The following is a 13,431-nucleotide window of genomic DNA, read 5'->3' as shown; positions in this document are numbered from 1 at the left end:
CGTACGGACTTCATGAACCACGGCCCGGCCGCCATCCGCGACCCCGGGCCCAGAACAGCAGGGGGAAGTGTGATCCACACCGATCCGAGCAGGCTCGGCACCGAACCGGTGCTGCACCTGGACAACGTCACCCGGGTGCACGGCCAGGGCGCGGCCGAGGTGCACGCGCTGCGCGGGGTGGACCTCCGGGTGCACCCCGGCGAGTTCGTCGCCGTGATGGGGCCCTCCGGCTCCGGCAAGTCGACCTTGCTGACGCTCGCCGGGGGGCTGGACACCCCGAGCAGCGGTCGGGTCCTGGTCGAGGGCACCGCCCTGGGCGGCCTCAACCGCAAGAAGCTGGCCGAGGTCCGGCGCCGTTCGGTCGGCTACGTGTTCCAGGACTACAACCTGATCCCGGCCCTCACCGCGGCCGAGAACGTCTCGCTGCCGCGCGAGCTCGACGGTCTCTCCGGCCGCGCCGCCCGCCGCGAGGCGATGACCGCGCTGGAGGAGCTCGGCATCCCCGAGCTCGCCGACCGCTTCCCCGACGACATGTCCGGCGGGCAGCAGCAGCGCGTCGCCATCGCCCGCGCGCTGATCGGCGACCGCCGGCTCGTCCTCGCCGACGAGCCCACCGGCGCCCTCGACTCCACCACCGGTGAGTCGGTCCTCGCCGTGCTGCGCGCCCGCTGCGACGCCGGCGCCGCCGCGATGATGGTCACCCACGAGGCCAGGCACGCCGCCTGGGCCGACCGCGTGGTCTTCCTCCGCGACGGCCGCATGGTCGACGAGAGCATCAGCCAGGACGCCGGCACCCTGCTGGTCTCCGCGGCCACCAACGCGAAGGGCCCGGTGGCGCAGTGAGGTTCAGCGCCTGGCGGGTCGCCCTGCGGATCGCCCGACGGGACGCCCTGCGCGCCAAGGGCCGCAGCGCGCTCGTGGTCGCCATGGTCGCGCTGCCCGTGCTCGGCGTCACCGGCGCCGACGTGTTCTTCCGCAGCGCCGAACTCGACCCCGTCGAGCGGATCGTCCGCACCATGGGCCAGTCCGACGCCGAGATCCACATGGTCGACCGCGGCTCGATCATCCTGCAGGCACCGGACCCGGACCAGCCCTTCGACCTCACCGGCGCCGACGAGGCCAAGGTGGAGAACGGCCGGCCCCAGTACACGCCCGAGCAGCGCCGCAGCCTCGACACCGAGCCGGCCGAACTGGTCAGGCAGCTGGTCCCGGCCGGCACCACGCTCGTCCCGCTGCGCGAGGGCCCGTACGTCCCCACCAGCACCGTGCAGGGCCTGCTCAGCGTGCGGACCGCCGAGGCCGACCTGAACGACCCGGTCTGGAAGGGCCGGATCGACGTGGTCGAGGGCCGCGCCCCGAGCGCCGGCCACGAGGTCGCCGTCACCCGGGACTTCCTCGACCGCTCCGGCCTCAGGATCGGCGACCGCACCTCCCCGCGCGGTCTGGAGGCCACCCCCTTCACCATCACGGCCGTCGCCGAGTACCCCGGCGACCTGCGGGCCACCGGGCTGATCGCCCGCCCCGGCGCGCTGGTCGACCCGCTGATGAAGCTGCCCGGCGCCGACAAGGGCCTCGGCCGCTCCGCGCTGGGGGAGAGCGCCCGCTGGCTGGTCAAGCTCCCGGCCGGGGCCGCGATCGACTGGCCCAAGGTGACCGAGTTCAACAAGTACGGCTTCACCGTCGCCTCCCGCAGCGTGCTGCTCGACCCGCCGGCCCGTTCCGAGGTGCCGCTCTACGCCCAGAAGGGCCAGAGCAGCGGCGGTACCCCCTACCTCGACCGGACCTCCGTCGTCATCCTCGCCACCGTGGTCGGCATGGCGCTGCTGGAGATCGTGCTCCTCGCGGGCCCCGCCTTCGCCGTCGGGGCCAGGCGCTCCCGCCGCCAGCTCGGTCTGCTCGCCGCCGGCGGCGGTAACCGGGCCGACGTCCGCGCGGTCGTCCTCGGCGGCGGGGTCGTGCTCGGAGTCACCGGCGCCGCCCTCGGTCTGGCCGTCGGCGTCGGCCTGGTCGCGGTGCTGCGCACCCAGGCCGAGAACTACGCCGGCGAGCGGTTCGGCCACTTCGACCTCCAGCCGCTCGACCTGCTCGGCGTCCTGGGCATCGGCCTGGTCACCGGTCTGCTCGCGGCCGTCGTCCCGGCCGTCCAGGCCTCCCGGCAGGACGTCGTCGCCGCGCTGACCGGCCGCGACTCGCTCAAGCCGCCGAGCCGCAAGCTCGCGCTGCTCGGCCTGCTGATGGTGGCCGGCGGCGCCGCGCTCGCCCTGCTCGGCGCGACCAGCGGCTTCGGCAACCGCAGTACGGCCGTGCTCGGCGGCTCGATGATCGCCGAACTCGGCATGGTCGCCCTGACGCCCTACCTGGTCGGCCTGTTCGGGCGGATCGGCCGCTGGCTGCCGCTCGGCCCCCGGCTCGCGCTGCGCGACTCGGTGCGCCACCGCGGACGCACCGCCCCCGCCGTCGCGGCGGTGATGGCCGCCGTCGCCGGCTCGGTCGCCGTCGGCATCTACACCGCCAGCAGCCATGAGGAGCACCGCCGGGAGTACGTCGCCGCCGCGCCGGCCGGCGCGGTCACGGTGAGCAGCGGCTGGGGCTCGGCCGCCGACGGGAAGCTGCTGCCCCAGCTGCGCGGCGCCGTCGAGAGCAACATCCCCGACCTCGGCCGGCGCGCCGACGTGCAGGAGGTCGGCCTCAAGGGCGACTGCGACCGGACGCACGGCAACTGCGGCTACGTCACCACCGAGCTGCCGAAGGAGCTGCGCTGCCCGCTGTTCGACAAGGGCAGCGAGGCCATCGCCCCGGCCGAGGCCGAGCGGCTCCGCAAGGAGGACGCGCGCTGCAGGGCGAACCACTCCTACCGGGTCAACCCGTTCAGCATGGTGGCCGCCGGGGACGCCACCCTGCTGCGCAACCTGTTCGGTGTGGACGACCCGGCCGCCGGCCAGGCGCTGGCCGCCGGCAAGGCCGTCGTGTTCGACGCCGACTACGTCAAGGACGGCAAGCTCGTCGTGAGCGTGACGGAGCCGGCCGAGGAGCAGTCGAACAAGCTGAACGCCTCGCCCGTGCACGACACGCCCAGCCACGAGATCGCCGTCGACGCGGTGCTGTTCCGCGCCGTCGTCCCGACCGGTGGCCAGGCGCTGGTGAGCCCGGAGACCGCCAACCGGCTCGGGCTGGGCACCCATGACGCCGGTTCGGTCTGGCTGCCCGCCAAGGCGCCGTCCGACAGCGCCGAGCAGAAGGCGACGGCGGCGATCGACAAGCTCGCCGACGGCACCCAGTTCGGGGTCGAGCGCGGCTTCCGGTCCAACGACGACCTGGTCAGCCTCGGTCTGACGGGCTTCGCCGCCCTGGTCGCGCTCGGCGCCGCCGGCATCGCCACCGGGCTCGCCGCCGCCGACTCGCAGCGCGACCTGACCACCCTCGCGGCGGTCGGCGCCGCGCCGCGGATCCGCCGCAGCCTCTCCGGCTTCCAGTGCGGGGTGATCGCCGCGATGGGCACCCTGCTCGGCGTGGTCGCCGGGGTGGTGCCGGCGGTGGCCCTGCGCAAGGTGGAGGGCGTGTCCGTCTCCTACCCGGGGATGTCCCCCGAGGAGACGGCCGACCACAGCGTGATCGTCTTCCCGTGGCTCGACATCGGCGCCACCGTGATCGTCCTGCCGCTGCTCGCGGTGGGGCTGGCCACGCTGCTCACCCGCTCGCGGATCTCGCTGCTGCGCCGCTCCGGCTGACCGCGCGTTCCCCGTGTCCCCCGTCACCCCCGGCCGCCGCCCCCGTGCGGCCGGGGGTGACGGACGTTACAGGCCGTCCGGCGCCCGGTGGCCGGACGGCCGGGGCGGGCACCCGCACGGGCGAACTAAAGTCGTCCGTATGACGAGAACCCCGGACAGCGTCGTCCGCTCCTTCATCGACCGGCACCAGGCCGAGTTCCTGGCCGACCTCTCCGACTGGCTGGGCATCCCCTCCGTCTCGGCCGAGCCCGAGCGGGCCGGTGAGGTCCGCCGCTCCGCCGAGTGGCTGGCCGCGAAGCTGGGCGGGACCGGGTTCCCGGTGGTCGAGGTCTGGGAGACGGACGGCCTGCCGGCGGTGTTCGCCGAGTGGCCGTCGGGGGACGCGTCCGCGCCGACCGTCCTGGTCTACGGGCACCACGACGTGCAGCCCGCCGCCAAGGAGGACGGCTGGGCGACGGAGCCCTTCGAGCCGACCGTGGTCGGCCGGCAGCTGTTCGCGCGCGGGGCCGCCGACGACAAGGGGCAGGTGTTCTTCCACACGCTCGGGGTCCGCGCCCACCTGGCCGCCACCGGGCGCACCGCGCCGGCCGTCAACCTCAAGCTGCTGATCGAGGGCGAGGAGGAGTCCGGCTCGCCGCACTTCCCCGCGCTGGTCCGCCGGGAGGCCGGGCGGCTGGCCGCCGATGTGGTGATCATCTCGGACACCGGGATGTGGTCCGAGACCACGCCGACGGTCTGCACCGGCATGCGGGGCCTTGCCGACGCCCAGATCGACCTCTACGGCCCGGACAGCGACATCCACTCCGGTTCCTTCGGCGGCGCCGTCCCCAACCCGGCGGCGGTCGCGGCCGAACTGGCCGCCGCGCTGCACGACGAGGACCGCCGGGTGGCCGTCCCGGGCTTCTACGACGGCGTGGTCGAGCTGACCGCGCGCGAGCGCGAACTCTTCGCCGAGCTGCCCTTCGACGAGGGGCAGTGGCTGAAGGTCGCCAAGTCGCACGGCACCCTCGGCGAGGCCGGCTACTCCACCCTGGAGCGCGTCTGGGCCCGGCCGACCGCCGAGGTGAACGGCATCTGGGGCGGCTACACCGGCCCCGGCGGCAAGACCATCGTGCCGTCCTCGGCGCACCTCAAGCTCTCCTTCCGGCTGGTGGCCGGCCAGGAGGTGGAGCGGGTCCAGGAGGCCGTCCGGTCCTGGGTGGCGCAGCGGGTGCCCGAGGGCATCCGGTACGCGCTGGAGTTCCCGGGCGCCACCCGGCCCTGCCTGACCCCGCTGGACCACCCGGCCCTGCGGTCCACCGTCCGGGCGATGGAGCGGGCCTTCGGGCAGCGGATCCTGTTCACCCGGGAGGGTGGTTCCGGCCCGGCCGCCGAACTCCAGGACGTGCTCGGCGCGCCGGTGCTCTTCCTCGGCATCTCGGTGCCCTCGGACGGCTGGCACTCGGTCGACGAGAAGGTCGAGCTCGACCTGCTGGCCAAGGGCGTGGAGACGACCGCCTACCTCTGGGCCGACCTGGCCGAGAACTGGCGGCCGGGCGGCGAGGCGGCGTGAAGGCCGCGGGGCGCCCTCCGCGGCCCGTCCTGGCGAACAGACCACTCATCCGGATGATTCATCACGTGGGGATGGAACGAAGTGAGCACCGTGCCTGAGACCGAACGCCCGCTGCCCCCGGCACTGGCCCGGGCCGGGGTCGACCGGGCGGCCCAGCACCGGTTCGACGAGCCCTGGCTGGCGGCCGCCTGGAGCCACCCGACCACCAAGGTGCTGCCGATCGCCGGCGGCGAGGCGTTCGTGGTGGACACCGGGCAGGGCACCGAACTGGTGCTGATGCCCTCGTTCGAGGCGCCGCAGACCGGGGACCGCTACTTCCTCGGCACCGACGAGGACGGGGTGTCGTACTTCGCGCTGGCCGGCGAGAGCCTGCCGGGGCGCCTCGACGGCGACGCCCGCCCGGCCGGGCTGCGCGAGGTCGGGGGGATGCTCTCCGACCGGGACGCCGGGCTGCTGGTGCACGCCGTCGCGCTGGAGCACTGGCACCGGCTGCACAGCTTCTGCTCGCGCTGCGGGCACCCGACCGAGAAGGCCGGCGCCGGCCACGTCCGGCGCTGCACCTCCTGCGCGGCCGAGCACTACCCGCGCACCGACGCGGCGGTGATCATGATGATCACCGACGAGCAGGACCGCTGCCTGCTGGGCCGGCAGGCGCTCTGGCCGGAGGGCCGCTGGTCGACCCTGGCCGGGTTCGTCGAGCCGGGCGAGTCGATCGAGCAGGCCGTGGTCCGCGAGGTCTTCGAGGAGGCCGGGGTGCGGGTGGCCGAGGTCGCCTACGTGGCCAGCCAGCCGTGGCCGTTCCCGTCCAGTCTGATGCTGGGCTTCATGGGCAAGGCCGACCCGGACGGGACGGCCATCACCGTGGACGGCGAGGAGCTGGCCGAGGCGCGCTGGTTCTCCCGGGAGGAGCTGCGGGCCGGCATGGCGGCGGGCGAGATCCTGCCGCCGTCCGGGATTTCGATCGCCCGTCACCTGGTCGAACTCTGGTACGGGGAGCGGCTGCCTTCGGCGGCGCGCTGGTAATTCCGACAATCGGGGGCGTGCGGCTTATTGCCGCGCGCCCCCGATTTCGTTTCGTGCCCTCCGTCGCGCCGGTCATCCAGGGGCCCGGCACGGCCGAACGGGTGGTCCGGACGGATTTCGCGCCGGTCGGGCGCGCTGACGTTCGTATCCGGAGGGGCCGCCTCCTGCCGTGTTCCGGCGGGCCAGGGTGCCCACCGCTGGCCCGCCGTCGCCGATCCGGGTCGACATTGTCGGAATCGGCTGAAACCGGGTCACCGCCCTCGCTACATTCACTCGGGTGACAATCCCCCGAGGCACCACCCAATCCCCCAAATACCAGCGCCTCGCCGCCGATCTGCGCCGCCGGATCGCCGAGGGCGAATTCACCGCCCAGGCCGCCCTCCCGGTCGAGAGCGAACTGGAGCGCCAGTACGGGGTCGCCCGCAACACCGTCCGGCTGGCCGTCGACGTCCTGGTCAACGAGGGCCGGCTGGTCCGGCTCCAGGGCAAGGGCACCTACCTCCGGGAGCACCCCGTCCTGGACCACCGCGCCTACGGACCGGCCCCGGTGCCGCCGGGGCCGCGCGACCCGCTCGCCGGGCCGCGGGACTGCCTGGCCGTGCCCACCGCCGTCTACCTCGGCGAGGCCGCCGACGCCGGCCGGGAGCTCACCGTCGACTTCGAGATGATGATCGTCCGGGCCCGGGTCGACATCGCCGAGCGGCTCGGGCTCCGGCCCGGCGAGGCGATCGTGGTCCGCCGCCAGCTCCGGCTGCTGGACCGTGAGCCCTACTCGATCGAGGAGAGCCACTACCGGGCCGGCCTCGCCGCGGGCACCCCGCTGATGGAGCCCGACCAGATCGACGGCGGGGACGAGGCGGTGCTCGCCCTGCTCGGCCGAACCGAGATCGGGGCGGTGGACCACCTGGTGGCCCGGATGCCCGGCCCCGAGGAGGCGCAGTGGTTCCAGGGCGGCCCCGGGGTGCCGCTGATGGTCCAGACCCGGGTGACCTACGACCGGCGCGGCCCCGTCCGGGTCATCGAGACCCGCTACTCCGCCGACCGCAGCCGGCTGGTCTACGGCGTCGGCGACCTCGCCGCCCGGACCCAGCTGCCCGCACCCGCGGCGCCGGTGGACCCGGCCCGGGCCGACGCCCCCTGAGGTGCGCCGGCCCGGGCCCCGCGGGTCGTCGCGGGTCAGGCCGCCAGGGCCTTCTTGACCTGCATCAGGCTCGGGTTGGTCATCACGACCTGCTCGCCGCCGCCCGCCGGCGTCACCAGAACCGTCGGCACGATCTGGTTGCCGCCGTTCACGGACTCGACGAAGGACGCCGAGTTCGGGTCCTCCTCGATGTTGATCTCGGTGTAGCCGATGCCTTCACGGGTCAGCTGGCTCTTGAGTCGGTTGCAGTACCCACACCAGGTCGTGCTGTACATCGTCACGCTGCCGGACATCGAGGGGCTCCTTCGGGAAAGAGGGCGTGCGGTCTCTGGGAGGAACGTCCGTCACGCAACGGTCATTCCGCGTGCGCCCGGCGTGAGATCGACCTCGCACGCCCGAGCGCGCACCGTTCATCCTGCGATCGCACCGGGCCTGTGGACAAGCCCGCCCCGGTTGTCGCACCGGGCTGAGAGGATGGAACGCATGCAGGAAGACCTCTTGAGCGGCAGCCCGTTCGACGACTACCGCGCCGCGTCCGGCCCCGACGCGGTGCTCGCCGGGCTCGACCCCGAGCAGCGGGCCGTCGCCACCGCCCTGCAGGGGCCCGTCTGCGTGCTCGCCGGCGCCGGCACCGGCAAGACGCGCGCCATCACCCACCGGATCGCCTACGGAGTCCGCAGCGGGGTCTACCAGCCCGCCCAGGTGCTCGCCGTCACCTTCACCGCCCGCGCGGCGGGGGAGATGCGCGGGCGGCTGCGCCAGCTCGGCGCCGAGGGCGTCCAGGCCCGCACCTTCCACGCCGCCGCGCTGCGCCAGCTCCAGTACTTCTGGCCGCGCGCCGTGGGCGGCCCGGTGCCGCAGCTGGTGGAGCGCAAGGTCCAGCTGGTCGCGGAGTCCGCCGCGCGCTGCGGGCTGCGCGTCCAGCGCACCGAACTGCGCGACCTCACCGCCGAGATCGAGTGGGCCAAGGTCTCCCAGATCGGCCCGGACGACTACCCGGCCGCGGTGCAGAAGTCGGCCCGCGAGGCCCCGCGCGACCCGGCCGAGATCGCCCAGGTGTACCGGGTGTACGAGGAGACCAAGAGCCGCCGCGGCGTCATCGACTTCGAGGACGTCCTGCTGCTGACCGCCGCGATCCTGGAGGACCGCCCGGACATCGCCGACCAGGTCCGCGCCCAGTACCGGCACTTCACCGTCGACGAGTACCAGGACGTCTCGCCGCTCCAGCAGCGGCTGCTCGACCAGTGGACCGGCCCCGCCGCGGGCAGCCTCTGCGTGGTCGGCGACGCCAGCCAGACCATCTACTCGTTCACCGGCGCCACCCCCGACTACCTGCTGAACTTCCGCACCCGCCACCCCGAGGCGACGGTGGTCAAGCTGGTCCGGGACTACCGCTCCACCCCGCAGGTCGTCCACCTGGCCAACGGGCTGCTCGCGCAGGCCCGCGGTCAGGCGGCCCGGCACCGGCTGGAGCTGGTCTCGCAGCGCGAGGCCGGTCCCGAGCCCGTCTACACCGAGTACGAGGACGAGCCGACCGAGGCCGAGACCACCGCCCGCCGGATCAAGGAGCTGCTGGCGTCCGGGGTGCGGGCCAGCGAGGTCGCCGTGCTGTTCCGCACCAACGGCCAGTCCGAGGTCTACGAGCAGGCACTCGCCGACCTCGGCGTCTCCTACCAGCTCAAGGGCGCCGAGCGGTTCTTCGAGCGCCCCGAGGTGCGGGACGCCGGCGTGCTGCTGCGCGGCGCCGCCCGGGCCGCCTCCGACCCGCTCACCGACGGCACCCCCGGCCTCGCCGCGCAGGTCCGGGCGGTGCTCGCGACCCGGGGCTTCACCGCCGAGCCGCCGGCCGGCTCCGGCGCGGTGCGCGAGCGCTGGGAGTCGCTGGCCGCGCTGGTCCGGCTCGCCGAGGACTTCGAGCGCACCCGCACGGCGGCCGGGGAGCCGGCCGACCTGGCCGCGTACGTCGCCGAGCTGGACGGCCGGGCCGCGGCCCAGCACGCGCCCGCCGTCGAGGGCGTCACGCTGGCCTCGCTGCACGCCGCCAAGGGCCTGGAGTGGGACGCCGTCTTCCTGGTCGGCCTCACCGAGGGCACCATGCCGATCATCTACGCCAAGACGGACGAGCAGGTCGAGGAGGAGCGCCGGCTGCTCTACGTCGGCGTCACCCGGGCCCGCAAGCACCTCTCGCTCTCCTGGTCGCTCTCCCGCTCGCCCGGCGGCCGGGGCAACCGCAAGCCGACCCGCTTCCTGGACGGGCTGCGGCCGAACTCCGGCGCACCGGGCGCGCGCGCCGGGGGCCGGGGCGGGCGCGGTGGCGTCGAGGCCGGCGAGCGCTCCGCCGGGCGCCGGGTGCGCGGCCCGGTCCGCTGCCGGGTCTGCGAGCGGGTGCTCACCGAGGCGGTCGAGCGCAAGCTGCGCCGCTGCGAGAGCTGCCCCTCCACGATGGACGAGGCGCTGTACGAGCGGCTGCGCGAGTGGCGGGCCGGGCAGGCGAAGAAGCAGGGCGCCCCGGCCTACGTGGTGTTCACCGACGCGACGCTGATGGCGATCGCCGAGGACGTCCCGGCGACCACCCAGGAACTGGCGGTGATCTCGGGGGTCGGTGCGATGAAGCTGGACAAGTACGGGGCCGCCGTGCTCTCGTTGTGTGCGGGGGAAGAGCTCACGGAGGATCCGGTCGACGTCGAGGACGGCGATCCGGACGAACCGGCCTGAGCCGGTCCCGGGGAGGTCCCCGGGGCGGGCGGAGCCGATGCCCCGGGCTCCTTCGGAAGCCGTCGAGAAACTCGCCGGAAAAATAGTTTGCGCGCCGTACCGGGAGCGCAATAGCCTGCCGGAGCGGTCAAGGGGACGCGAACGCACGGGGTGACGCCTGTGCCATGTCCTCCTGGGCCCGACAGCTTCTCCGCACCACGCACCACCTGCATCACCTGCACCACCGAGACGGACATCCGAACAGTTCGGAGCCCGGGAAACCAGGCCCCGCGAGACGCCGAGAGGAGGCGAAGACAGTGGAAACCATCATGATCACCAAACTGACTGGCCAGACCGTCGTCGCCGCTGCCTCTCTGCGTGCCGCCCGCCTGCGGGCTCTCGCCGAGCTGGGTGGAACCGGTCTGGGTCTCGAAGCCGTGGGTGCCTCCGTCATTCCCGCTTCCGTCGCCTCCGTTGTCAGTGGTCTTGGACACACTGGCCCCTGCGGCGCGGATATCACGGGCGGTATTGACGGCACCTCTGTCGAGACCGGTCTGTCCCGTGGCTGGGCGGCCGTGAGCACGTCGCGCTCCCTGCGTGACGAGCGACCGACCCAGGCACCGAAGGCAGCCGTAGCCGCCGCCATGCATGGCGGCTATGCGCGGGTCATCGGTGCCGGAAACGCCCAGAAGCAGAACGAGCAGCAGATCAACGAGCAGGCCATGGCCGCCTTTACGGGAGCCACGGCCGTCCGGATGCGGGCCTTCCGCGGGCCTGAACCCTGGAGAGAACGAACCTGAGGAAGCCTCAGGTCGGCACCTCCAGGGCCGCGGAACCCGTCACACCGGGATCCGCGGCCCTTCTGTTTTGTCCGGTACGCAAGACCACCCAGGCCCTCCGGGGCCTCCGGCCCAGCCCCACCAGTCAGCTGAGCCGGACCCACTGAAAAGACGAGGAAGACGCCCACAGTGTCCACGGTCATCACGCCGCCCATCCCGTCCGTACCGCAGACAAGCCAGATCACCCCGGCCGACCAGGCCGACCCTCCGGAGGTTTCCCTGATGCAGATCACCACCATCGAGCAGGCCGAGGCGCTCGGTCTCCCCATCCCGTGCCGCGCCTTCGACCCGGAGGTCTTCTTCGCCGAGACGCCCGCCGACGTCGAGTACGCGAAGTCCCTCTGTGGCACCTGCCCGGTCAAGGACGCGTGTCTGACCGGTGCGCTGGAGCGGCGCGAGCCGTGGGGCGTCTGGGGTGGCGAGCTCTTCGTCCAGGGAGTCGTCGTGGCCCGCAAGCGGCCGCGTGGCCGCCCGCGCAAGACCGAGGTCGCAGCGTGAACCCCGCGCTCGGAGTCAAGGCCGTCCGCCGGGGAGAGCAGCCCCCGCTGGACAGCGCCCTTCGCCGCTCCGTGCGAATCGCCGCCGCCAAGGCCGACGCGGCCCGCACCGTCCACTTCCCTACGTCGCACCACGAGCAGGACCACGACATGACCCCCGCCGCCATTGACCCGACCGTCCGCGCCGAGCAGACCACCGAACTTCAGATCCAGAACAGGACCCTTGAGATGCAACTCCTCCACGAATCCCTGGCCCGTGCCCATATGCAAGAGCGCTTGCAAGAGGCCGAGCACGAACGGCTCGTCTCCCGGGTCGCCCGGGCCCGCCGGCTCAAGCTGAGGGCCGAACGGGCCTCGCTGCGGGCCCGCAAGGCCCTCGCCGTCGCGCTGATGTAGCGCGCCGGGCCGTAAGAGTTCCACCCCCGTCGTGCCGCAGGCCGCCCCCCGAACCGGGGGGCGGCCTGCGGCCGTTGCTGCCCGGACCGGTCAGGGCTTCTTGACAGCCTTGGTGGCCCTGGTGGCGGTGCGCGCCTTCGGCGGGGTGGCGGGGCGCTCCTCGAACTCCGGGAGCCACCGTCGCATCTCCGCCCGGAACGGCGCGTTGGCGCCCAGCTGGCAGAGCACCCCGATGGTGCTCAGCGTGACCCGGTGGATCAGCAGGTACGCCGGGGGCAGGTTGAGCTGCTTGCCCAGGTTGTAGGCGGGCGACCGCGGATCGGCGATCCGCGCGGCCTGGGCCCGCATCCAGGCCCGGGTGAAGTGGAAGGTGTCCACCGCCGCCGGCTCGATGATCGGGACGAGGTAGTCCAGCACCGCGTCCGGGTCCAGCTCGATCGAGGGCTTGACGAAGCCCTCCTCGCGCAGCATCTCCAGCACGCCCGCGGCGTCGCCCGCCAGGGCCATCCGCAGGGAGGCGCCGATCGGGGCGGGCAGCCCGCCCGGCAGCCGGTCGACGGTGCCGAAGTCCAGCACCCCGAGCCGCCAGCCGGCGACCGGGCCGTCGTCCTTGAGCAGCCGGAAGTTGCCCGGATGCGGGTCGGCGTGCAGCAGGCCGGTCCGGGACGGGCCGGCGAACAGGAACCGGGCCAGCAGGTGCCCGGCCCGGTCGCGCTCCTCCTGGGTGCCGCCGGTGATCACCTCGGCCAGCGGGGTGCCGTCCATCCACTCGGTGACCAGCACCTGGTCGGCCTGCGCGACCACACCGGGCACCTGGATGTCCGGGTCGCCCGCGAACTCCTCGGCGTGCCGGCGCTGGGCCTGCGCCTCCAGCTCGTAGTCCAGCTCCTCGGCGACCCGCTCGCGCAACTCGGTGATCAGCGGCTTGATGTCGAGGCCGGGGATGAGCGGGCCGAGCAGCCAGGCCACCCGGCTCAGCTGCGTGAGGTCCGCCAGCAGGGCGTCGCCCGCGCCCGGGTACTGGACCTTGACGGCCACCTCGCGGCCGTCGTGCCAGACGGCCCGGTGCACCTGCCCGATCGAGGCGGCGGCCGCCGGCCGGTCGTCGAACTCCCGGAACAGCTCCCGCCAGCCTTCGCCGAGGCGCTCCGCGAGCGCGGTGTGGACCTTGGCGGCGGGCATCGGCGGGGCGGCGTCCTGCAGTTTGGTCAGGGCCGCCCGGTAGGGCCCGGCGACCTCCTCGGGCAGCGCGGCCTCGAAGACGGACAGCACCTGCCCGAACTTCATCGCCCCGCCCTTGAGCTCGCCCAGGACCTTGAAGAGCTGGTCGGCGGTGGCCTGCTGGAGCTCGGCCGTCACCACCTCGGCGGAGCGCCCGCCGATCCGCTTCCCCAGCCCGAGGGTGGCCCGCCCGGCGATTCCCAGCGGCAGGGCTGCGAGCCGTGCCGTGCGGGTCATTGCCTTGCGCGGAAGATCGCTCACCCGGGCCTCCAATCCACACGCCCCCGGCACCCCACGACCGGGGGCCGACCATCACTACGCCATTGTGCCCGCTCGCCGC

General features: G+C 73.8%; 11 protein-coding genes. 9 read left to right on the top strand and 2 right to left on the bottom strand.

Annotated features, from left to right (window positions below):
* Positions 1–69 precede the first annotated feature (69 nt).
* The 5 genes from ABZ497_RS04025 to ABZ497_RS04005 all read left to right on the top strand — a co-directional run bounded on the left by ABZ497_RS04025 (position 70) and on the right by ABZ497_RS04005 (position 7,444).
* Positions 70–843, top strand: a complete 774-nt coding sequence (locus ABZ497_RS04025; protein ID WP_329489500.1) for an ABC transporter ATP-binding protein — start codon at positions 70–72, stop codon at positions 841–843.
* Positions 840–3,728: an ABC transporter permease gene (locus ABZ497_RS04020; RefSeq protein WP_359803256.1), complete on the top strand. Its 2,889-nt coding sequence runs from the start codon at positions 840–842 to the stop codon at positions 3,726–3,728. The genes ABZ497_RS04025 and ABZ497_RS04020 overlap by 4 nt, the downstream gene beginning before the upstream one ends.
* Before the next feature lie 139 nt (positions 3,729–3,867).
* Positions 3,868–5,280, top strand: coding sequence for a dipeptidase (locus ABZ497_RS04015; RefSeq protein WP_329489502.1), 1,413 nt, complete (start codon positions 3,868–3,870; stop codon positions 5,278–5,280).
* Between the two features lie 81 nt (positions 5,281–5,361).
* Positions 5,362–6,303, top strand: a complete 942-nt coding sequence (gene nudC / locus ABZ497_RS04010) for an NAD(+) diphosphatase (protein WP_329489503.1) — start codon at positions 5,362–5,364, stop codon at positions 6,301–6,303.
* Between the two features lie 277 nt (positions 6,304–6,580).
* The gene (locus ABZ497_RS04005) at positions 6,581–7,444 is read left to right on the top strand and encodes a GntR family transcriptional regulator (RefSeq protein WP_359803254.1); all 864 of its coding nucleotides are present in this window, start codon (positions 6,581–6,583) and stop codon (positions 7,442–7,444) included.
* A 35-nt stretch (positions 7,445–7,479) separates the two neighbouring features.
* Here ABZ497_RS04005 and ABZ497_RS04000 read toward each other — a convergent pair whose 3' ends face one another.
* Entirely contained in the window at positions 7,480–7,737 is a 258-nt protein-coding gene (locus tag ABZ497_RS04000; RefSeq protein WP_329489505.1) for a mycoredoxin, read from the bottom strand.
* 190 nt (positions 7,738–7,927) lie between these two features.
* Between ABZ497_RS04000 and ABZ497_RS03995 the strand changes: the two genes are divergently transcribed.
* The 4 genes from ABZ497_RS03995 (at position 7,928) to ABZ497_RS03980 (ending at position 11,870) form a co-directional block, all read left to right on the top strand.
* Positions 7,928–10,159, top strand: a complete 2,232-nt coding sequence (locus ABZ497_RS03995) for an ATP-dependent DNA helicase UvrD2 (RefSeq protein WP_329489506.1) — start codon at positions 7,928–7,930, stop codon at positions 10,157–10,159.
* A gap of 296 nt (positions 10,160–10,455) precedes the next feature.
* Positions 10,456–10,938 carry a hypothetical protein gene (locus tag ABZ497_RS03990; protein WP_359803252.1) on the top strand — a complete coding sequence of 161 codons (483 nt, stop codon included), beginning with the start codon at positions 10,456–10,458 and terminating at the stop codon, positions 10,936–10,938.
* A gap of 219 nt (positions 10,939–11,157) precedes the next feature.
* Positions 11,158–11,475, top strand: coding sequence for a WhiB family transcriptional regulator (locus tag ABZ497_RS03985; protein ID WP_329492237.1), 318 nt, complete (start codon positions 11,158–11,160; stop codon positions 11,473–11,475).
* The gene (locus ABZ497_RS03980) at positions 11,472–11,870 is read left to right on the top strand and encodes a hypothetical protein (RefSeq protein ID WP_359803251.1); all 399 of its coding nucleotides are present in this window, start codon (positions 11,472–11,474) and stop codon (positions 11,868–11,870) included. The genes ABZ497_RS03985 and ABZ497_RS03980 overlap by 4 nt, the downstream gene beginning before the upstream one ends.
* A 90-nt stretch (positions 11,871–11,960) precedes the next feature.
* On the opposite strand, the gene ABZ497_RS03975 is transcribed toward ABZ497_RS03980, so the two are convergent.
* Positions 11,961–13,352 carry an AarF/ABC1/UbiB kinase family protein gene (locus tag ABZ497_RS03975; protein ID WP_359803250.1) on the bottom strand — a complete coding sequence of 464 codons (1,392 nt, stop codon included), beginning with the start codon at positions 13,350–13,352 and terminating at the stop codon, positions 11,961–11,963.
* Positions 13,353–13,431: the final 79 nt, after the last annotated feature.

Source organism: Kitasatospora sp. NPDC005751, assembly GCF_040630835.1.
Lineage (GTDB): Bacteria > Actinomycetota > Actinomycetes > Streptomycetales > Streptomycetaceae > Kitasatospora.
This window is presented reverse-complemented; position numbering and strand designations above follow the sequence as displayed.

Coding starts and splice junctions, on each gene's coding strand:
- ABZ497_RS04015 (WP_329489502.1), top strand. CDS start 3,868: ATGACGAGAACCCCGGACAGCGTCGTCCGCTCCTTCATCGACCGGCAC.
- ABZ497_RS04000 (WP_329489505.1), bottom strand. CDS start 7,737: ATGTCCGGCAGCGTGACGATGTACAGCACGACCTGGTGTGGGTACTGC.
- ABZ497_RS03995 (WP_329489506.1), top strand. CDS start 7,928: ATGCAGGAAGACCTCTTGAGCGGCAGCCCGTTCGACGACTACCGCGCC.